Annotated in this window: 17 protein-coding genes and 1 pseudogene; 12 read left to right on the top strand and 6 right to left on the bottom strand. The window is 45.8% G+C overall.

The window, feature by feature from the left end:
* Positions 1-33 precede the first annotated feature (33 nt).
* From QUA38_RS15990 to QUA38_RS16015, 6 genes and pseudogenes are all read left to right on the top strand, one after another.
* Positions 34-909, top strand: a complete 876-nt coding sequence (locus tag QUA38_RS15990) for a hypothetical protein (RefSeq protein WP_333163324.1) — start codon at positions 34-36, stop codon at positions 907-909.
* A gap of 529 nt (positions 910-1,438) precedes the next feature.
* Positions 1,439-3,664, top strand: a complete 2,226-nt coding sequence (locus tag QUA38_RS15995; RefSeq protein WP_333163346.1) for an ATP-binding protein — start codon at positions 1,439-1,441, stop codon at positions 3,662-3,664.
* 440 nt (positions 3,665-4,104) lie between these two features.
* Positions 4,105-5,784 carry an AarF/ABC1/UbiB kinase family protein gene (locus QUA38_RS16000; protein ID WP_333163326.1) on the top strand — a complete coding sequence of 560 codons (1,680 nt, stop codon included), beginning with the start codon at positions 4,105-4,107 and terminating at the stop codon, positions 5,782-5,784.
* Positions 5,785-6,008: 224 nt separating this feature from the next.
* Positions 6,009-7,094: a galactose-1-phosphate uridylyltransferase gene (galT, locus tag QUA38_RS16005; RefSeq protein ID WP_333163327.1), complete on the top strand. Its 1,086-nt coding sequence runs from the start codon at positions 6,009-6,011 to the stop codon at positions 7,092-7,094.
* A gap of 22 nt (positions 7,095-7,116) precedes the next feature.
* Positions 7,117-8,229 carry a M24 family metallopeptidase gene (locus QUA38_RS16010; RefSeq protein WP_333163329.1) on the top strand — a complete coding sequence of 371 codons (1,113 nt, stop codon included), beginning with the start codon at positions 7,117-7,119 and terminating at the stop codon, positions 8,227-8,229.
* Between the two features lie 5 nt (positions 8,230-8,234).
* Positions 8,235-8,324, top strand: a pseudogene (locus tag QUA38_RS16015) (IS5/IS1182 family transposase); the annotation flags it as partial.
* Positions 8,325-8,597: 273 nt separating this feature from the next.
* On the opposite strand, the gene QUA38_RS16020 reads toward QUA38_RS16015, so the two are convergent.
* From QUA38_RS16020 to QUA38_RS16035, 4 genes are all read right to left on the bottom strand, one after another.
* On the bottom strand, positions 8,598-8,849 hold the full coding sequence (locus tag QUA38_RS16020) for a TIGR02450 family Trp-rich protein (RefSeq protein WP_242725377.1): 252 nt from the start codon (positions 8,847-8,849) through the stop codon (positions 8,598-8,600).
* 760 nt (positions 8,850-9,609) lie between these two features.
* The gene (locus tag QUA38_RS16025; RefSeq protein ID WP_333119930.1) at positions 9,610-9,762 is read right to left on the bottom strand and encodes a hypothetical protein; all 153 of its coding nucleotides are present in this window, start codon (positions 9,760-9,762) and stop codon (positions 9,610-9,612) included.
* 637 nt (positions 9,763-10,399) lie between these two features.
* Positions 10,400-10,555 carry a hypothetical protein gene (locus QUA38_RS16030; RefSeq protein ID WP_333163331.1) on the bottom strand — a complete coding sequence of 52 codons (156 nt, stop codon included), beginning with the start codon at positions 10,553-10,555 and terminating at the stop codon, positions 10,400-10,402.
* A gap of 771 nt (positions 10,556-11,326) precedes the next feature.
* The gene (locus QUA38_RS16035; RefSeq protein ID WP_333163333.1) at positions 11,327-13,162 is read right to left on the bottom strand and encodes a caspase family protein; all 1,836 of its coding nucleotides are present in this window, start codon (positions 13,160-13,162) and stop codon (positions 11,327-11,329) included.
* Between the two features lie 279 nt (positions 13,163-13,441).
* Here QUA38_RS16035 and QUA38_RS16040 point away from each other — a divergent pair, with 279 nt between their 5' ends.
* The 5 genes from QUA38_RS16040 (at position 13,442) to QUA38_RS16060 (ending at position 17,281) form a co-directional block, all read left to right on the top strand.
* Entirely contained in the window at positions 13,442-14,143 is a 702-nt protein-coding gene (locus tag QUA38_RS16040) for a V4R domain-containing protein (RefSeq protein ID WP_333163335.1), read from the top strand.
* 95 nt (positions 14,144-14,238) lie between these two features.
* The gene (locus tag QUA38_RS16045) at positions 14,239-14,505 is read left to right on the top strand and encodes a hypothetical protein (RefSeq protein WP_333042386.1); all 267 of its coding nucleotides are present in this window, start codon (positions 14,239-14,241) and stop codon (positions 14,503-14,505) included.
* Positions 14,506-14,675: 170 nt separating this feature from the next.
* Positions 14,676-15,146 carry a phycobilisome protein gene (locus QUA38_RS16050; protein WP_333163337.1) on the top strand — a complete coding sequence of 157 codons (471 nt, stop codon included), beginning with the start codon at positions 14,676-14,678 and terminating at the stop codon, positions 15,144-15,146.
* Between the two features lie 57 nt (positions 15,147-15,203).
* A complete protein-coding gene (locus QUA38_RS16055; RefSeq protein WP_333163339.1) occupies positions 15,204-15,866 on the top strand; it encodes a V4R domain-containing protein in 663 nt (220 codons plus the stop codon).
* Positions 15,867-16,114: 248 nt separating this feature from the next.
* Positions 16,115-17,281 carry a pentapeptide repeat-containing protein gene (locus QUA38_RS16060; RefSeq protein ID WP_333163341.1) on the top strand — a complete coding sequence of 389 codons (1,167 nt, stop codon included), beginning with the start codon at positions 16,115-16,117 and terminating at the stop codon, positions 17,279-17,281.
* 17 nt (positions 17,282-17,298) lie between these two features.
* On the opposite strand, the gene QUA38_RS16065 is transcribed toward QUA38_RS16060, so the two are convergent.
* Both QUA38_RS16065 and QUA38_RS16070 read right to left on the bottom strand, forming a co-directional pair.
* Positions 17,299-17,769, bottom strand: coding sequence for a phycobilisome protein (locus QUA38_RS16065; RefSeq protein WP_333070689.1), 471 nt, complete (start codon positions 17,767-17,769; stop codon positions 17,299-17,301).
* A 38-nt stretch (positions 17,770-17,807) separates the two neighbouring features.
* The gene (locus QUA38_RS16070) at positions 17,808-18,290 is read right to left on the bottom strand and encodes a 2Fe-2S iron-sulfur cluster-binding protein (protein ID WP_333163342.1); all 483 of its coding nucleotides are present in this window, start codon (positions 18,288-18,290) and stop codon (positions 17,808-17,810) included.
* Positions 18,291-18,789: 499 nt separating this feature from the next.
* Here QUA38_RS16070 and QUA38_RS16075 point away from each other — a divergent pair, with 499 nt between their 5' ends.
* Positions 18,790-20,730, top strand: a complete 1,941-nt coding sequence (locus QUA38_RS16075; RefSeq protein ID WP_333163344.1) for a serine/threonine-protein kinase — start codon at positions 18,790-18,792, stop codon at positions 20,728-20,730.
* Positions 20,731-21,384 lie beyond the last annotated feature (654 nt).

Genomic DNA, 21,384 nt, shown 5'->3' on the forward strand with positions numbered 1-21,384 from the left:
AATTAACAGATTGCTAAGCGTCAAGATAGTTTTATGGCAAATCCAATAGATGACATTGCTCGACAAGCTCGCGAGGGTTCGGTTGCATCGATTATTCAAATCCTTAATGACGAACTGGCACAGATAGGGGTCAGGGCCCGAGCTGTGTTTGCAGACGGGGTCCTGCAACTGCTGTGCGAAGCTGCAACGCCCCAACTGCTCGAAGAGTCTAGTTTGGTCGATCGAGTCCGAGACATTTTGGAACGCATTTCGCCCCGCTATATTCGCCGAGTTAACATCAACAGCCGGCTTGTTCGAGAACACCAACTGCTATGGCTGGAAGAAATTAGTCGCGATCCGGATAATCAACTTTTGTGGTCTCAAGAAATTAAACTCCGAAAGCCGAATTTGTTCAAGCGTTTAGCCACCGCCCATCACGAACGCCAAGCTTTCTCCGGCAAGCGGGCTTTGCCGAGAATGGCTATACCTCGATCGATGCAGCAACCGCGGCAATTTCAGCGCGGTATTGTCGGCGGCATCAGCTTGACCGTGCTGTTGCTTGCAGCAGTGGCCGCCATCCACAAAGGACTTAATTCCCAAGTACCAAACAGCACACAAGCCAGTTCCCAAGCAGTTGCCAGTGCCCCTCCCTCTGAAGCAAAACCTGCTTTGAAAATTTCTAAGAAGACTGTTAATTCTGCTGTTGACTCTTTTGCCCAAGCAGTGCGAGTAGCCGAACAAGCAGCCACCGAGGGCAAAACCGCTCAATCTCGCGAGGATTGGTTAGTCGTAGCTGCTAAGTGGCAGCAAGCTTCCGATTTGATGGCCGCCGTGCCTTCCAAGCATCCCCGCTACACAATGGCTCAGAACCGAACGGCACTTTACCGTCAAAATAGCGATAAAGCCCAACAGGAAGCACAAAATAAGTAAGCAGGTAAGTCGGATAAATTTAACCCTAGAGTTCGCCGCGCTGCTCTAGGTGTCGTGAAAAATGAGTTTTTGAGTCAAAACTCGGAAACTCTCAGCTATGTTATGAGTGATAATTTGGGGATTTGGAATTTTTGCGCTCGGCGTTACTCGATCGGCAGATTTGTATCACAATAAAAATTTGTTAGGATCACAAGCTTAAATAGGAAACATCACACAGTCAGAAGATGGGTATCACTAAGCGGTCTCTAGAAAAGCTTCATACTACTAATAACCGTCAAAATTAGCGAGAATGGGATTGATAATCATCCGGTAAAGGATGGTAAAGTTCATCCCGTACAGATCCAAGCGTAGAAAACAGGAAAATAAAACTCGGTCCTATCTGGGTATATTTTTACATATCGAGTCACCCGCCGACAGGCTGCACAAACACAGAAAGCAGGCTCATAACGGTCAAGCCGACAGTTATCGAGAGGTTCTAGATTGGCAGCGGGAGCCGGCTCAAACATCTTAGAATAAAGGCTTGGTTGCCATGATCGATCGCCAGGGAAATCAAGACTTTACTTTGATCGACCGATCGCCGTCAGAGTCTTGCACTTTGCATTTTCCGCAAATCGCAGAACCAGTATCAGTCCAAAAATTTCTGGATCGTCTTATGCAGTACCAGGTCGATCCTGCCCTTCTTGGGCGACAAATTTGCCAAATTCTCGCCACCAGCTTTGATCGAGAACTCCTGCTGTTGCAAATAGCCAATACTTTGGGGGTTGCATGGGGGGCAGATTTCTGTTTGGTTACTGCTGTGGTTGGCCAAAAAGTAGTACATCCGAGTGCTTACTGGCAAAATAGCAGCGATTTTCCCTATGTTGGCGGTGTTGCCGATTCCACCGAAACACCGGAACACCCCCAAAGCACAAGATTAAAATCGCCTAGCATATCACTAGAACATCCTGTTTGGGCAAACGTCCTAGCAGACGGCGAGATAGTGGCTATATCCGACTATCTTGATAGTCCGGCAGCTCCATCGCCCAATTCCCCTGTGACTGCGTTGCCTTTTCGGGCAATTTTGGCAGGGTCTGTGCGATTTGGAGGGGCTGTAAATGGCATGGTGATTGTTGGTAAGTCGCAACCTCACGAGTGGTCGATAGCCGATCGGCAGCGCCTTGAAGCAGCATCAGACACGATCGGCATCGCGATTTCTCACATTCAAAAAACTCAAGAAATTGCCAACTTAAACGAACAGTTACAGCGACAAGCTAAATACAAAAATCTACTCATGTCAGTGGCTGCATCGATCGACACAAATTCAGAAGTCGATCGAATATTGCAGCAAGTTGTTGAAAATACCGTCGATACGCTGGAAGTAGATAGAGGGCAAATTCTGCTATTGAAATATACAGATCCTCTATTTACAACTCGCTCTCCCAATCAAACTCCCAAAGCAAAAGTCGAATTAGTTTGCGAATCCGTTATAAAAAAAGCTCCAAACAAACAGCCAATAACACAAAGCGTTATCGGAAAAAAAAGCTCAACATCTCAAACAAAAAACAAGGATAAAACTGCTAATTCCCCATCCAAAATCCCCAACTCAAAACCAAATAACTATTCCGGTTTTTGGCTGTCAGAATCTAATTTGTGCCACCAAGCATTCCACCGTGCACCCAGACCCCTAGCCATCGCTGACCCAGGCGTATTAATCGGCAAAGAACAAGAAGCAGCGACAGAAATTTTGAAACTCCAAGACATTCGCGGCTTGCTGCTGGTTCCCTTCACTGGCAGTAGCTGCCAGGAAACAGTCTTGGGGTTCTTGGTTTTGCAGCACTCCGAGCCACGGATTTGGACCCCGGAAGAATTAGAAGTTCTCGAATCAGTCAGCGCTCAAGTCAGCAAGATGATTACCCAAACTCAAACGCTTAAGGAATTGCAAACCGTCGTCTTCGACAGGACCTCTCAGTTGCAGCAAAGTCTAGACCTGCAGGGGAAACTGTACGAACAATCTGCTAATCAGCTAGAACAAATGCGCAAATTGAAGCTGATTAAAGACGAGTTTCTCAGCACTCTGAGTCACGAGTTGCGTACCCCTTTAACAATCATGAAACTGGCGATTCTGATGCTCAAACAAGCTGAACTGCCGTCAGCGAATCGGACTAAGTATCTCGACATACTAGAACAGCAATGTTCTAAGGAAACTGCTCTGGTTAGCGATTTGCTGGCCCTCAAGCAGTTTGAGCTTCAGCAAGTCCCGATTTCTCTAATCAAAATCGATCTCAACCGTTTATTTCAAGATTTAGTTAGGGATTTTGAAAAACAGTGGGCGGATAAGCAATTGACTCTGAAGGTGGATTTGCCCAAGTTGACCCCTTGCTGGGAAACTGACCCGGACATTCTCAATCGGGTACTCCTAGAACTACTGACGAATGCTGGAAAATACTCTGCTTCTGGAACGGCGGTAGTTTTGGAGGCATCTGAGGCAGCCGGCTATATTGTCCTGAGCATTTCTAATTTCGGGCGTGGCATTTCTGCTGCTGATTTGCCCCACATCTTTGACAAGTTCCGCCGTGGCACTGGCATTACTGATCAAGCTATCGCCGGTACGGGTTTGGGTCTGGCGCTGGTAAAGTGTTTAGTGCAGCACTTGAATGGTACTATTGATGTGTCTAGCTGTCCGGCAGAAAGTTCAGAATCTGACAATTTGTGGCGCACATCTTTTACTCTGACTCTGCCGCAATTTGCAGCGGAATTCTGTAATGTAGAAGAATAGTTCGGTTGAGAAGCTGCTGGGAATTGGCAGCGAACAGGCCAAACTAGAAGACTTGCCAGAAAAGGGAGATTTGGAAATGTCGTAAACGCTACCAAGTCCTCTGTTTTGAATTGTTGGTCGGGTTGCCGTCTAAATTGCAGCTTCTCGATTGTTGATTTTCCCGAGGAGTTATATTATGTCTGGTTATTGGCCTGTAATTAGCGCGTCTTTGTAGTAAGTACGACTGTCCTCTATTTATGAATAAATCAGGACTTGCATTACTTACTAGGAACTTAATTATAATTGTATAGCCGGAGATGATATTACGCAGTATAGACCAAAGAAACTGAGTTTTTAACTGTTTCAAAGGCCTGCAACCCGTCTTTTCGTACAAGCGGGTTTCTGCCTCCTGGATTGTCCCCTAAAATTGTCACGGTGCATGGAATTCGATCGCCAATATTATGCTCACAAAAGCTGCACCTAAAACCCTGCGTTGGCAACGTTCTAAATATTCGCCACTGGCACGGCAAATAGACATTTTTGCAGCGGCGGGAAAGTTTATGTTTTTTTTGTGGTGGGACGCACTGCTGCAAAATAGTTCGCCTCATACTAGAAGAATTCGCGCTCATTGGTTGGTCAATACTTTGCTCAATTTAGGCCCGACTTTTATTAAAATCGGGCAGTCTCTCTCGACTCGGGCGGATTTGCTGCCGCTTGAGTATGTGAAGGAACTCGAACAGTTGCAAGATCGGGTTCCTCAGTTTAGTTCTGAAGAGGCGATCGCTCTTGTAGAATCAGAGTTAGGCAAGGATATTTATGCTTTGTACCGCGATTTTGACCCCTTGCCACTGGCTGCTGCGAGTCTGGGGCAGGTGCACAAAGCGAGGCTGCACACCGGGGAAGATGTGATTGTGAAGGTGCAGCGTCCGGGTTTGGAAAGTTTATTTGATTTGGATGTGAAAGCGGTGCGCCAAGTGATGCGTTTTTGCGCTCGCTATTTGCCTGGGACGCGCAAATATGACCTGGAATCTATTTATCACGAGTTTTTTAAGATTTTATATCAAGAAATTGACTACGTGCAAGAAGGTAAAAATTCCGATCGCTTTAGCCATAATTTTCGAGAATATCCTCAGGTTATTGTCCCGAAAGTCTACTGGCAATACACAACTAAAAAAGTGCTGACTCTAGAATACGCACCAGGTATTAAGGTAGACGACCGCATTAGTTTAGAGGCGATTGGAGTCGATATTGTGAAGCTCAATCAACTGGGAATTTGCTGTTATTTAAAACAGTTGTTAATTGACGGTTTTTTTCAAGCTGACCCGCATCCGGGAAATTTGGCGGTGACAGAAGATGGTAGCTTGATTTTTTACGATTTTGGGATGATGGCTGAGGTGAAGTCTCTGGCTAAAGACCAAATGGTCAAGACTTTTTTTGCTGTGATGAGAAAGGATACTGACGAGGTACTCAATACTTTAATTTCAATCGGCTTAGTTGAGCCGATGCCGGATATGATGCCGGTACGCCGGCTGATTGCTTTTCTTTTGGATAAGTTTATTGATAAGCCGATCGACTTTCAAGCTTTTAATGAAATTAAAAACGAACTTTACATCATGTTCGAGCAGCAACCGTTTCGCTTGCCCGCAGAAATGATGTTTATTATCAAGTCGGTGACGACTCTCGACGGCATTGCTAGAACTCTCGACCCTGACTACAATTTCCTAGCATCCGCTCAGCCTTTTGTCAAGAGTATTGCGGTAAGCAAGGGGCGGGGAAATGCGATCAGAGAATTGGCAAGGCAAGCACGGAGTTTTATTACATATAAGTTACGGCAGCCGAGCAAATCGCAAGTTTTTCTCACGCGTTTGGAGCAGCGAATTGAAGAGGGTGAACTGCAAATTAGAGTCCGAAATATCGAGAGCGAAAGAGCCTTGAAACGCATTAATTTAGCCCTGAAAACTCTAATTTTCGCTTGTCTGACTGGTTTTGTGTTTTTGTCGGGTGCAGTGTTGCTAGTGGGCGGATATCAAACGGGGGCGATCGTAGCTTTTGCGGTTTCGGGATTCGGTGGCTTGTTTGTGTTGCGCTCGTTGTTAGACTTGTTGGTTAAGGAAAAGCTCGATCGAATAGTCGATCGATAAATATACTGGATAATTGGGAAGTGCGATCGTAAGCTGCTACGCATTTAAATTGAATCCAGCTCCTGGCTCTCCGGCCCGTTCCACAATAGCAGACGGTAGGCTGACGTTGGTACTGCAAACTCAACTTGTTAACATAATGTGCGACTTTAGGTAGGGGCGGAGTCTCAAAGCACGAAGTTATACTCCTAAAATATATTAAACGCGATCGCCCGCCCCTACAAAAAATGTACGCCCAAAAATTGCTAAAACCAGACGGCCGCCCGCTCACACTGTACAGCCGCTATCCAATCCCAGAAGGTATCGCGGCCGTAAGTCCCAGCAATGAACCCGTAGAGGCAAACCCCCACTTTCGCTGGCATCCTTTGCGGGGGGAATGGGTAGCATACGCCAGCCACCGTCAGGGAAGAACTTTCATGCCACCGCCGGAATACAACCCGCTGGCAGCTACAATTAACCCTAAGTTTCCGACAGAATTGCCGCCGGGAGATTACGATGTAGCAGTGTTTGACAACCGCTTTCCTTCGATGACTTTGCAAGCAAAAAACGCACCTGCAAATATTGTCGAAACTTTGCCAGCTAAAGGCATTTGCGAAGTCGTTGTTTTCACTCAAGATCCGCTGGCTTCCTTGGGTGCTTTGGAGTTAAGTCATTTGGAATTATTGTTAGAAGTATGGGCCGATCGCACTTCAGTTATTGGCAGCAATCCCGAAATTGAATACGTCTTGCCCTTTGAAAATCGCGGCGTCGAAGTCGGAGTAACCTTGCACCATCCCCACGGTCAAATTTACGCTTATCCATTCGTGCCTCCGGTGCCGGCAAGGATGTTAGAATGTCAATCGGTTTACTATCAAAAAAATAGTAGCGGTTTGCTGCAAGATTTGATTCAAAAAGAGATTGCCGACAAACAGCGAATTATTTATTTAGACGAAGAGGCGATCGCCTTTGTGCCCGCTTGTGCCCGCTACCCTTACGAAGTGTGGGTTGCCCCGATTGCTCCCGCTGCTACATTTATCGATTTGACGGAAAAACAGCGGCAATCACTCGCTAAAGCATTAAAAACAGTCACCCTCAAATATGACGGTTTGTGGCATCGCCCATTCCCTTATTTGATGGCTTGGTTTCAAGGACCCACAGACGGGAAACCCCATCCAGAAGCGCATTTGCACGCCCAATTTTATCCGCCCTATCGATCGAGCGAACGGCTAAAATACCTAGCAGGAACCGAACTCGCCGCCGGAATGTTTGCCAACGACGCTTTACCAGAAGAAAAAGCTAAAGAATTGCAAGCGGTATCGGTCAATCTATTTTAGATTTTAGATTTTGGGTCAATCTATGAAAAACTCATTCAACAAAGAAGTCGATATAAAACTCGAATTCATCCGCAAAGCCTTAACCGAAACAAAAGCGATCGCCCTTCGCTTGCGAGGCACTGACTGGTTTGCTTGGGCCACAGCCGGCGGTTCCCATACAGTATTGCTAACCGCAGAAACCGGAGTGGCAGAAATTTTAATCACCGCTGAAACAGCTTGGGTTCTCACTGATGAAATCGAAGCTCAACGCTTGCAAGACGAGGAATTGCCAGCCAACTTTCAAATGTACATCTATCCTTGGGCTGATGTTGCACAGCGCGAAGGTTTTGTTAAAGAAATTACTGGTGGCGGTAGCGTGATGAGCGATCGGCCAAATGCCCAAGAAACACCAATAATCGCATCTTTACAGTCTCGCAAACAGACAATGATGTCAAGCGAATTAGAGCGATACCGACGAGTCGGGCGTCTAGCCAGCGAAGCGATGACAGAGGTACTTTCCGCAGCAAAACCAACATGGACAGAATATCAGCTAGCGGGAGCCGGTGCAGAGGCTTTGTGGGCGAGAGGTTTGCATCCAGCCCTGACATTAGTTGCTGGAGAAAGGCGTTTGCCGCTGTACCGCCACGCCACAGCAACCGCCGAACAAATTGGACGACAAGCAATGTTAGTATTTTGCGCGAGGGGATGGGGTTTGTATGCAAATTTAACTAGATTTGTTTGTTTCGATTTTCTTGGGGAAAAGCATTCGGATTTGCACCGACAAGTCAGAGAAATTGAAGCTGCGGCGCTAAATTTTTGCCGGCCGGGAGTAAGGCTGAATGCGGTTTATGATACCCTTAAAACTGCTTACGAAGAGCACGGATATCCTCAAGCAATTGCGGAACACCATCAAGGCGGAACTACCGGATATTTGGCGCGCGAAATTGTGGCGAATCCGGCTACTTCAGATATTTTGGCAGAAAATATGGCTGTGGCTTGGAATCCGAGTTTGTCGGGAGCAAAAATTGAGGATACGTTTTTAATTCACAGCGATGGAACGTTGGAAAATTTGACTTTTGATCCGAATTGGCCGAGTGTAGAAGTAGCGGGAAGGTTGCGCCCTGTGCCGCTGGAAATATGGGGCGATCGACCTTAGTCAATCTCAAGCACTACCGAGCGATCGCAACGCACTACGACAAACGCGCTGCAAACTTTTTAGGTGCAATTTATCTGGCAGCTTCTGTCATTTAGCCTAATTTTAAACACGTCCTAGAGGAAAAAAGGACACTACCCTACCAAAGACATTAAATTGAGTTCGGATCGCCTTACTTAATGTTTTGTTACATACTGATGATTTTTTCCGCCGACTTACTTAAGCAAAAAGGCTGCTACATAAGGGCTTCCAGAACTTGTAGTCATGTAAAAGAATCTTCAACACCGGGAAAGTCTCACTCCGTATTGGTTTGGACCGGAACGATAGCAGGCGGCGGAAGTTCGGCTTACTCTAACCCACATCCCTGTTTTTTAGTCTGCAGTTTCTAATTCCTCTAATTCCTGCGTAGACTGCCATCCAGCTTGCCAGAGCGATCGGTCTTTGAGTTGTGCGGCGTTCAGCCAAAAACGCACATTTGGATCGCAAGCTGCCACCATTTCTGCAAATACCCATTTACCTTCGTTTTTTCGGTTGACCACTTGAAAGTGTCGCCACCCCCAAGTTTTTTGGTGTGAAGTCCATCGGGAACCAACTAAATAAGGAAATTTTTGTTTTTTACTCACAGTATTTTTGTGGAAAAATATATTAAAAAGCAAGTGAATTGTAATATAGCAATCCTAAATCCTTTGTGTAATTATTGTAGGGGCAAACCCCCAATGGTTGCCCCCATGAGGTAGGGGTAGGCCAAGAAAGGCACTATCCCTACATTTTTGTACGACTCCTGTAAGGATTGCTATAACTCGTTCTGTTTGATGATATTAATTCCCTATTAAAGCTCGTCAAATCCTCTCCCCCTCTTCCCTTCTCTCGAACATACCAGATAATATAGACCCACTGCTACTTACATGAGAGTTCACCTAAACTCTATCTACAAGTAGATGCGTTTATTGTAACTTGCAGAAATTTCGCATCGAGGTTGAAAAGTAAGGGCAGTTCAATGACTGCCCCTGTAATTTAGTTATACCTATTGAATAGGATAATTTTTCAGGCGATCCACAAATAGCAAATTTATCCAGTACCAGCTAAATCGTGAATCTCAAATCTAAAAGCAAATAACCCAGGTTATAGTTGTGCAGAATAATCCTTTCTGTGAAACTTACTCAAATCTACTTTTAGAGCAGGTTTGAAGTTCACTTCCTGTTTCTACCAAGGCGGTCGGCCGCTTTTTGTCCACAGGCGTGTTTTCGAGCCCAACTTTCCCTACAAACATTTTTTCAATCTTAATCGTGTTTCATTGATCCTTTACAGCTCAATAAAAACGCACTTTTAGGTAAGATTGACTAATTTCTTTGATTCTGTCGCTACCTCTTGATTACTTCCCTGTTAAGGCTTTTGGCCTGATAAGTCCAGAGGAAGTTGGGGAAGCCGGAGGCGAACTGCATTTGTTTGCAGCCAGAGAGTGATAGCGTGCTTCCGTTGCGGAGTCACGTACTCTCCCGGTCGGATCACGCCAGCACAGACGCCGATGTTTTTCATAAGGGTTTCTCGCTCCGATGAACTTGCACCCTGTAGCAACCTGACTTGGGCTTTGATAAAATCCACGTTCATAGCTGAAAGTAAAAGTAAGTAAAGAACTCAGTTAAATAGCGATGCTTTGGTTCCGATTGTAACTCTAAAACCACTGGGTATGAATCAAATTGATTCAACATCCCCATCCTGGGGATCGGGGTGTCTAGAGCTAGCCAACTTTATTTACTTTATCTGTTTTTGCTAGCAAAAGTGTCATTATGCTAGCAGTTTTGGCAGATTTTTTTATAGTTAAGAACTGTTACAAATTTGGCTCAATTTCCACAATACGGCAGAGTTTAGTGCTAACGCTACTTTCCTGAACTCAAAAAATTCAGCATTGTCTCTAACTCCTTGCCTTCCTAGGTTTTAGAGTCCCCGATTGAGAAGCGATCGCTCTGAGAACATCCCTCTTCGATCGCCCCTCTTAACACCCGGACACTGCCACATCACCCTATTGATTTAGATCGTCCTGTAGACTTGGCAGTGGACTATAACTTCAGGCATACGTGTTGTTATCGGGGCTACAATAAGCGAGTAAGTTTTTATTCCTGTTTCTCAAGGAAATATTTTTTGGGTTTTCTTGCAAAGCCCTTATTTGTGTTAATCAAGGCAGCTTTGTGATCTCCGGGGCAACGAAGACTCGCAACTTGAGAATCCAGATATTTTGTGCTGTGTGGCGGTGAATCTGTTTCCTGAATTCATTGGGGGCGATCGCTCCTCCGCAATAATTGCCAGCAAGGGAAAATTTTGTATAATTCATAACATATATGTCAGTGTTAATAATTCAAAAATAGCACAAGTTTAAACAGTCTCCCATCCATCGATTGCTCCTAATAGCCTACCGAAATGGATAAAAAAATAACTGTGCATAGCCGATTTTTAAAGACGATTTTACCTTAGCTATTTGCCTTAAATATAAATTTAATCTAGCCAATTTTGCCAGCGAATCAAGTTAAACAAACTATGAATAAATCTGACAAACCTAGGTAACAAAATACACTAATTAGCTGTTTTTATTGTCCCTTAAAATTCATTTTTTTGTGACTTACTTATCATTTTTAAGATATTTATATAGCCATATTGATTATTTTAAAAAACTTCTTTTTGACGGTATATACGTCGGTTCAGGAAACTCTGGACGTGAATTTAAAATATTCATTAATCGGCGTTGCACAATTTGAAGATTCTTGTGGGGAGTAGGGTTAGGCGTCCCACCTGCTGTAAAAATACACGCCTTCGGTTTCATGAACTCATCCACAAAAAACATTACAATCACCCCCCTATTATGCAACCCCCATTGACCAGCTCATACGATATCTTTTACTGTACAAAAACGAACCGACCAGGCAGCATATAAAATCCCCTCCTGCAGAAGCTAGGAGGGGAAATGGTGAAAAAATTTATTGGTTTTAAATTATCGATATGTAGGTCTCTTTTTGCAGTATCAAGAGGGACCGATCGAGTCAAGGACTCATGTTGGTTGCTCGCTAAAATAATTTCCCGGCGGGAAACCGAAAAATTATCAACTAAATCAACCTTTTTTCTGCTGGCGTTGGAGCTTAGTTTTCCAGTTGGCGATATCCTTCTGAGCCGGCTGATAACTCTTAGTACCCGACGGCACCAGCGAAGCAGCTTCAACTGCCTCTTTCAGTTTTCCTTGAGAGGCGCGCAACTGAGCAATTTTGAGAATACTTTCGCTCCACTCTCCAATTAACTGTTGAGCTTCTTCATACTTCGGCTGACCGGGTTCAATTTTATTAGCTTGCTGGATGCCTTTACTGTAAGAAGAGGCAACCCCTCGCTTAATTTGACCCTTAGCAGCCGATAGCAAAGCAGCATTTACATCCTGGTCTTTGGATAGCTCCTCCCACTGAGCGATCGCCTGTTTCGACTGATTGTAAACAGGCTTATTGACATCCGGCATCAATTTAGCCGCGCCGATCGCCCCCTGGAAATCGCCCCGAGCAGCCCGCCCGTTAGCTATATCCAAAATTGTCAAACTCCAGCGCTCAATATCCTGCTGAGCCTGCGGGTAGAGCGGATCGCTAGCCGGAATCGTTCGAGCCTTAACCACCGCTCTATTAAAACTAGAAGCCGAACCATCCTTAAGAAAAGTTTTCGCCTCAGCCCACACCTGCTGGCTCGATGGTGGCTGCTTGGTTCCACTCCCTGCTTGCACCGCCCGCGGTTGGTTCTGTGACCCCCCAGTACCAGTAAATTTTTGAGATCCAGAGTTTTGGGCATTTTTAGCAGGCGATCGAGGATCTCCTTCCTGCTGACCAATAAAAATTGATTTGTTTGTTACAAAAACACCCAACAGCAGCACCAAAGCCGTAGCTGAACTCCATAAAACTAGCTGCTGCAAAAATGACTTATCCGATCCCCCGTTATGCTCATCCTCCGGCTTTTGCAAGTTCGGTCGATCGCCTCCCCCATGAGCAGGGGCCACGGCCTTCGGCTGCGACACAGGCGGCATCTCAACCGGCGAATCCTGAGCGTTGCGAACTGCCGGAGGCAGATCCATTCGAGCCGTAGCCGTCGCCATTTGCGGGCGATCGAAGCCATCAGCCGTACCAACAGTCATATTGCCGTTGCGTCCGGCCAACGCAGCAGTTGGTACCCCTGAAGCATCCGGCAAAATCACTAAATTAGCCTTTCCCGGAGGATTCACCACCATCAAAGGTTCTTGTTTCGGACGCAAATGGTGGTCACACAGCTCCGGCAGTCGATCGCTCAAAAAACGGTCTAAACCCTTAATGGTCATGCACTGTCCCGAACGTAGCCCCTCCAAAAGCGCCGTCGTAAAAAACCCCTGACGCAAAGCCGAAGTTTCCCGCGAAACTTGATTCGGGCGGCAAGAAAGCACCGTTGGGATTTCCAGTTCCCGCGCCAGCTCAACCGTTTGAGAGCCGATCGTTTCCCCCGCTTTCACAATCTGGCTGCGGTTCATATCAACCAGCACCAATACCGTTTCCGTAGGAGCGTTTTTCAGAGTATTCAACAGCAACTCTACCGGAATCCCCGTACCCTTAATGTCCGCCGGATTGCCGTCAATCGGCATCAAATAATCCTTACCTTCATAGCTGACACCGTAGCCGCTAAAAAAACACCAGAGTAAATCTCCCTGTTGTACATGTTCCGCGCAGAGGCTTTTGGTCAATCTCAGAATATTTTCCCGATTTGGATATGTAGATTGACCCCACAGCGACGGCGAGCTATCGGTCATCAGCAGACATCCATCCGGCGCAAAACCCGCCTCCTCAGTCAAAAAACCGTACAGCGCCTCTGCATCCTCTTGGGCATAACTCAAAGGCTGGAGTAACTGATATTGATTGATGCCTATTGCAATACAAGCGTGATTTTTCATCCCCATATGCCCTATATATATAGTGGACAGCTTGCACAAAAGATAACACATAGCCGTTTAAGGTTATACCCACTTTCGCCAGCACTCAGAGAGCAGTTGTCCGAAGGCAGAACTTCCAACAAGCCCCCAACTTTAGATCCTAGAATTTTTAATTTTTATATAGCAGTAAAAAATTATACCCTGTGCCTGCCTTTAGAAAAATAAAGTTAAATTGGATACACAGCAAGTCTATTTGACTCTAATTTTCACCAAACTACACCAAAAAGGAATAACCAGCCAATGGTCTCTACCGCCAAAAAAGAAATCTCCCCTCACAACGAATCGCTACTGAAGCAAAAGCATCCTAAAACTCACAGCCACTATAGGTTTCAAGATTTTTTTGCCTTCGATCGCCAGATGGGTACAATTGACGACTGGAATGAGTCGCGCAACATTTTTACCAGCGAAGACTTCATTATCGGTTTGGTGGAGGGGCTCGAAGAAGAAGTCGGCCCCGCGTCCTCTGTCATCATGTATACTATTGGTTGCCAGTGGGGACTTCAAGATTCCGAATTTTTTCAAAAATGGTTTAGTACCGAATACAGCCAGAACATTCGCCAGTCAAATCTCATGTTTCTGCTAGAAACTTGGTGGTGGCCTTTCACGGCTCAAGGTTGGGGTCGCTGGGAAGTGGACATGAGCGATCGCAAACACGGCTGCATCTTCATCAACCTCTTTGACTCAGCAGTTGCTCGCACATTGGGAGACGTAGGCAAACCAGTTTGTCACCTATACGCCGGTTTGTTCGCCGGTTTCTTTGGCTCTTTAGTCAAAAAGCCTCTGAGCTGCATAGAACTCCAATGTTACTCAATGGGAGAAACCTATTGCAAGTTCCTGCTTGGCAACCCAGATAAAATTGATGCAGCAGCATTCTGGCTCAACGAAGGTGCCAACGCCCGCGATATTCAAAATCGACTGCAACACGGTGAAATATTGCGGTAAACAACTTGGAAAGGCACATCCCCTGCCCTGCCTTTCCTCCCACCAATTTCGCGATCGAAAGTGCGATGGTGGATTTCTCCAGGCAGGAAGTAAAGATGAAAAGTCAAACTTCATGGTTGGACCAATCTGTCCAAGAATTCTTTGGTCACTATAATTGGCTGGGAAAATCTTTAGAAACCCCAAATGGCTCGACCCCCGGTCAACTTCTGAGTTTAACCCAGCCAGTAGCAGACTTTTTTCAAGCTATTTCTTGGGAAGGAATTCCGGAAGTAGGTGCCCTACCCCTACCGCCACCCTTGCCAGTAATTTCTATTTCTGAACAAGCAGAAGTCACCATTGATGATCTATTCGATCTGTTTTAATCTGTGTAGGGAATAGAAAATGAAAAATAGGGCAATCCCTCATCCCTCTTCCCTCACCCCTGTTTCCTCATCCCTCAAAATCCATTAGTTAAATCCGTTAAATCCCGTACATTGCTCGTTGCCGAACTTCCTTCCTTTTATCAATTACCGATTACCACTTAATTAAAATCATGCACCCTGAGATTGAGGCGCTGCTGGATCAGGCAGAAAATCGCTTTTTAAAAGGCGAAGAACTCATAGCTTTTAAGCGTCAAGCTGTAACCCTTGTCCAGCGCTTAAAAATTTACGAATTTTTGCGAGAGAAGGAAGCAAGCATCTTCCAACCAGTAGCCAACAAACTACAAGAAACGTTCCCCGACGAACAACAAGAAACCTTAGAACGATCACTCAAACACTGGGTTTTAGTCTTGCGGTACTGCGCTATGGCTATGCTGCTGAACGATCAAAATTTTCTCGAACAGCGCCTTGTAGACTGGCTTTCCGGCATAGTCGAAGCCCACCAAACTCAAAAAATCGAAGCAACTGTTTGCAATCTGCTGCAAACTCGTTTAAAAGAATTGCTTTCCGAGCAAGCCCGGGCTATATTGCAACCATTTTTCGACCAAGCACAGTCAATTATTATTGACCAAGATAATAAATAATCTGCTTTCTTCCTAATTTCCAATTTCCAATTCCCGATTCCCAATTCCCAATTTCCGATGATTAATATTGCCGACTTACTCAAACAGCCCCGACTCCCTGGAAACTACTTTGCTAGCGATGCCTACGTCCGAGGCGACCTCGAACTCGGTCTCCTCGAAAACCGCCGGGGCGATCGGCTCTTAGCACTCCCAGAAACACTTATTCAAGCCATTTATATCGGCTTAGAACAAGAAACAGGTCAAGCCTCCCGCCTAGTGCTTTTTAACTGCGGTCGCTGGTGGGGTAAAAACTTCTACGTGCGTTTTTGCGAAGAAGTCAGCGAATACTACGGTCAGCCAGTTTCTGAAATGGAAATGGTAGAATTTCTTCAGTCCTTGCAGCAGTGTTGGAAAACTCATGGATGGGGAACATTTGAGCTTGACCCCAGCTATTCCGAACATGGATTTTTAATAGTAAAAATTGCTAACTCTCTTTTTGCTAAAACAGCCCCCAAGTCTAAGCGACCAGCCTGTTTTCTAGAAGCAGGTATTTTAAGTTCGTTCTTTAGCCAGCTCACAGGTCGAGAACTCCACTGCCTGCAAACCTCCTGCGAATCATTGGGTTCGGACTGCAACCGCTTTATTTTAGGGCTGCGCGATCGCCTCCAACCAGCAGATTCTATGGTCGAAGAAGGGAAAGACCATGAAGCTATTCTCAGTCAGCTTTTCCAAAAAAATTGACTTATTTGACAGCTATTACTTTGTTGCTAATAGCTGTCAAAGAGATTGTTTAGCACGCATATTATCCACCGTATCATCATCAAAACTGTGAGTTAAATTATAAAAAAGCTCCTGACTTAAAAAAAAATCAGGTTTTAATAATTCAAATAAAACTTGATGATAACTAGCAGCTAGAAACTTCATAACTTACTGTAGAAACTCATAAAACTTAAAAGCCATCAAAACTTCAAACATTTTGCTAGAACTTAATGGACGCCAATGAACTTCTAACTCGATATGCAGCCGGCGAAAGAGATTTTAGACTGGCAAATCTGCGCGGCATTGTGTTGAGTCCGATCGATTTATACCGTTCCAGCGATGCCCCAACTCTAATTTTGGCAAACCTCAACCAACACCAGCAACGACCCTACTTAATCGGTGCTAACCTCAGCGGGGCAGACCTCACCAAAGCCCATCTGAGCCGAGCCAATCTCAGCAAAGCTGACCTCAGCGGAGCCAATCTCACCGGCGCCAACCTCATGGCAGCCAGTCTCAGCGGCGCCAATCTCATCGGAGCCAATTTCACCGGCGCCAACCTAGCCGGCTCTCACCTGAATTGGGCAAACCTGACTGGAGCAATTCTTCCCAATGCTAATCTCATAGGTGCAGATATGAGCGCCGCTAACCTCACCAAAGCCGTTCTCACCGAGGCCAATCTCAGTAAAGCATATCTGATTAAAGCCAATCTCAACGGGGCAAACTTCAAAGATGCTTACTTAAGTCTAGCGAGTTTGAAAGAGGCAGACTTGACCGAAGCACAGCTCACCGGAGCCGAATTATCCAAAGCCAACCTAGCCGGAGCCAACTTAACCCGTGCTAACCTCAGCAAAGCCAACCTTTTGAAAGCTAATCTCAGGCGAGCTAACCTCACTCAAGCCTATTTAAACGGCGCGTGCTTGATTGGATCAGACCTTAGCGAAGCTTGCTTGGATAGAGCCAATTTGTGCAAAGCAGACCTCAGCAAAACCTACCTGAGAAACATTACTTTGAATGGCAGCCACTTAAGCGGTATTAACCTCAGCGAGGCCGACCTCAGCGGTGTAGACTTGAGCCGCAAACTTTTAACTGGAATTAATATGGCAGAGGCATTGTTGAACGAAGCCAACTTAAGCGGTGCTTATCTGATGGAAGCTAACTTGAGCGGGGCAAACCTCAGCAAAGCCAACTTGAGTCTAGCCTACCTGATCAATGCCGACCTGTCTAATTCTTGTCTGCATGAAATTAATTTGAGCAAAGCTAACCTGAGTAAAGCCAACTTGCAGAAAGCTGACTTGACAGGAGCCAACCTCCGGGGAGCCATTCTCACTGAGGCGGATTTGACGGGGGCGAAGTTGATTGGAGCCACTCTTCCTAACGGTACAGTTTATCGGCGTTAACTTGTCAACCCCCTTGATTATTTGCCTAGTAAAGTGCGGTTGATGTCCAGAATCGGAAAAAATAGGTTCCTTTCTTCCACCGTGAGATATTGTTTAAGTACCTTTTTCATCACATCGTAGGTCACGGTTGCACTATTTCTAACTTGAACAGCGCCTAAAATAGTTTGCAACCAAAGTAGTAGCCGATCGCGCAATCGTTCCGTATCATTAATCAATAGTGCTGCCGCCGAATGCCTCAACACCCGCACAATATCTCCACGGCACTTTTCAGTGACATCGTTAGCCCCCCGCCGAAATAAACTAGGGTCTAGAGACAGCATTTGTGCCTCCACTTGCCGCATAATTTCTGTTTCAGAGGCTTGAATTTTTTTATAAGCACTCATCCGGTGATTCAAAGACTGAAAGTAGTCTTTCAAAAATTGGAGTTCTTCTGCACTGGCGTAGCGTCCGTCTGCTTCCATGCTCAAACGCGCAAGTTGGCTCAACATAGATTTTTCTCTACTACTAAAATACAAACATATCAGTTTTAAGCTTCTTTAGTCCGAACTAAATACTGTCCTACTTGAAAGCGGGTTTCATTAAGCTGTGTAACGATAGAACGAGTAATTAACTTACCTGATTCTACAACTACTTGACCCGTAATTGGGTGTAATAAATCTTGCTGGGCCCGGCGACCGATCAGAGCTTCGACATTTTCAATAGCATTAATATACATCCCCGCAGGCAACTGTACAACCACACCCTCGCCCATAATTTGAGCCTGACAAGCAAGTCGCGAATTGGCTTGAGCCGTAGTAATGACTTCCAACGTTCTTCTCTCGCGGCGGTTCATGTCCGACAAGCCTTCCATGCCTTCTTTAATGTAAACATGGCAGGTAGCACACATTCCCCGTCCCCCGCATTCCTTGAGAACGTCTAAGTCTTTGGAAAGTAAGGCAGAGAGGATATTTGATCGCGTTTCGACTGCTATTTCCTCCGCAATTGGATCTAGTTTAATAATTTTAACCATATTGATGTTTGCTCCTGTCAAGTTCAGTATTTAGCAAGTTACGATCAACTTATTCAAAGCGCCAAAAAAATTGGCGATCACTCAAAAAGGTTAAGATGCCTTGACGACAGCATCGGCTTCTGGCTGTCTAACCCCTATGGCATAACCGCAGTTCTGTTTTGGTCATTGCTGTTTCCTCGCCCCGATTCACCAGCTTAGCCTTGAAAAGCTAAAACCTTAGATACTTTCTGGATGGCATTGAAAAAACTGTAATAGTCGCGATCGACTAAAATAGCAGCCACAGGTAGTTCCCGATCGGGTACCGGCATTCGGCAAGATTGATAGTGATTCCGAAGCTCAAGGATTTTAGTAGGTGCGAGTGTGCGATCGCTCTCAAGGAGGCTGAGAATGAACCTGAGATAACATAGGCTGTACCTGACAAAAATTCAAAAATTTGAATTTTTGTCAGAATTATTTACATATTTTAATACTAGCTCAAGCTTTTTCTATAATTAGACCGATGCAACATTCTAAGTACCGCATTTTAGGGCTAGTCGGACAAGGACAATTTGGTCGAGTCTTTTGTGCCAGCGTTCGAGAAACTCCTGCCCAGGACTCCCGCCTCACCAGCCAACTGGTTGCTCTCAAAGAACTTAGTCATCAAAAAGCCCCAACTAGCGAATTCTTGCGAGAGTTGTGGTTTCTGATCACCTTGCAGCACCCGAATATTGTTACCTGCCGAGCTCTAGAACACACAGCTACAGGCAGGTATTTGGTTATGGACTACTGCGAGGGAGGAACCCTCCGCAACCTGCTCAAACAAGACCGCCCCTTGCGTCTGCTCGAAGGTTTACAGCTAGTCATGGAAGTTTTAGCAGGCTTAGACTACGCCCACCGCCGAGGCGTAGTTCACTGCGACATCAAACCCGAAAATATCCTCCTAACTTTAGGAGCAAAAGGTTGGTCGCCCCGGCTTTCTGACTTTGGCATCGCGCGTCGGCTGCCAGAAATTGGTACCACTCGCCTCCACCAAGAACTTTCTCCCGACGCTACCGTAGGTTCCCCCGCTTACATGGCCCCTGAGCGGTTTTACGGTCTTTTTTCCCCAATGTCAGATATATATGCCGTAGGAATTCTGCTGTTTGAATTGCTAATGGGCTACCGCCCTTTCGGGGGAACCCCCGGAGACTTGAGGTGGGCGCACCTGAATCAACGCTTGCAATTTCCCGACGCCATCCCCGAACCTTTGCAAGCAATAGTCAAAAAATCTTTAGAAAAGCTTCCAGCCCGCCGTTTTGCCAGTGCTTCCCAAATGGCTCAAGCTCTGCGGCTGATCATGTACGACCCCGCTGTCAGGCAATTGGGCGACTGCATTATTCCCTGGGAAAGTCCCACAACCAGCGGTGATAAAAGTCTGAAGTCAGAAACTGAGTCTTTGCTAGAAGTTGAAGAGAAAAAAGCATCACTGTCGGCGATTAATTTACTTGGGACTGTGCGCTATTCGCTTACCCCCCAGCCCAAGCCACTGATACTTCCAGCACCGTTGACCGCTTTAATTGCCACTGAAACGTATCTCTATGCTGCTTTAGGTACAGAGGTAAAGGTTTGGTCTCAGCCGGGAAAACAGCTAGTTACAGGAGAAATATCTACTTCTATTTCATTAATGCCGGAAATCGTGCGGAGCATTTTACCTGTTTCCCACGGCTGCTGCGTTCTCACTCCGCAAAAACTTTACTGGCTCAACGAAGACTCTTGGGAGCCTCAGTGCCTGCTCGATATGGGTTTGAGGCAAGGTCCAGATGCTTTAAAAGCTGCTGTTGACGCTCACGGCCACTGGTTGACAGTAGCGGTTCCGGGCGAACTGCGTTTTTATTCTTTAGCTCGAAACAGTAGTGCGGGCGATCAGGAAAAAGCCTTGAAGCTGATCGCTACTGTGCCGTTACCGGAACATTATTTACCAGAATTAATTTTTTTGGATCGGCGACACGTTTTAGCAGTTTGGCCGGACAACGAACCAAAAAATCCCCAAACTATTTTTAGAGTTTACACTCGCCGCGGCACGCCGGTGGGTTCTGTGCAGTTGTCTGCCAGCGTCGGACAGATGCTGTTGACACCTGAGCCTTATACTTTGCTGGGAATTCCCCAAGGTGGTAAAGCGGCGGTGCTGTTGATGAAATTGTGGCCGCTCAAGGTGGCGCGAATTCCCCTTGAAAGTTTGCCCGTGTCTGCTTGTGTGGCTAATTGGGGATGGGTGTTGGCAGATGTTGGGGGGCAGATAGAAGTGTTAAACAGTCAAGGGATTCAAGTAGGGAATTTTAGCAGCCCTGCCTCACCCCGGGCGATAGCTCCTTGGGGGAATAGAGGTTTGGTCATTGCGGTCAATACTGAGGAAGAGAGTCACTTGCACTTTTTAGATGTAGATGTTGAGGAGACCAACTCGCGCTCGCTCATCAAAGGCTGATAACTGGGGTAACTGAAGGAGCTTCGGGGTGTAATTCAGGAGAGTGTATTTTTGCCGACGATCGATTCCTGGGAGTTTGATCCGGGTTAAAGTACCGTGTCGTGTCAACTTCTGGATTTTGAATCAGACGAATTGTTAAGAGCGATCGGCTCAATCTGAGACCCAAAAGTCCCTCAGTAAAGTTCAAGAAATGCAGACATACCTTACCTATATATGACTCATGCACCAGCCTGCTTCTGTCATCCTAACCCCATGATGCAGCCTCACAGCTTACACTCTAACCTTGCCTTACCTATACTCGAATTAAGGCCCATAATCATGTTGAACTACAGAGTTCTTCTACCCATGGGCGGGAGATTGTCAGGGCAAAAGCCGTATTTTGGTCGAAAAAAAGACCCCATAGTTAAAAGAGGAGTCAGCCAGCGGAGGTCGGAGCAGTGAAGGATAGCCAAAACCCTTGATGCGTATAGATTACAAAAAAAACAAAAAAATTTTCACAAAACGCTTGACAACACCTTGCGAAATAAGTATATTAATAAAGCGCCAGAAGAGAGGCGGTTCAAACAACCGCGAACTCAAGGCAAAAAACTGAACCTAGAAAAAAGAATAGTTTGAAAGCTTAAAGCACTATTAACCTCGTCAAAAAAATCAAGA

The sequence above is a fragment of the Microcoleus sp. Pol12B4 genome (genome assembly GCF_036701385.1).
In the GTDB taxonomy this organism is placed as follows: Bacteria; Cyanobacteriota; Cyanobacteriia; order Cyanobacteriales; family Microcoleaceae; genus Microcoleus.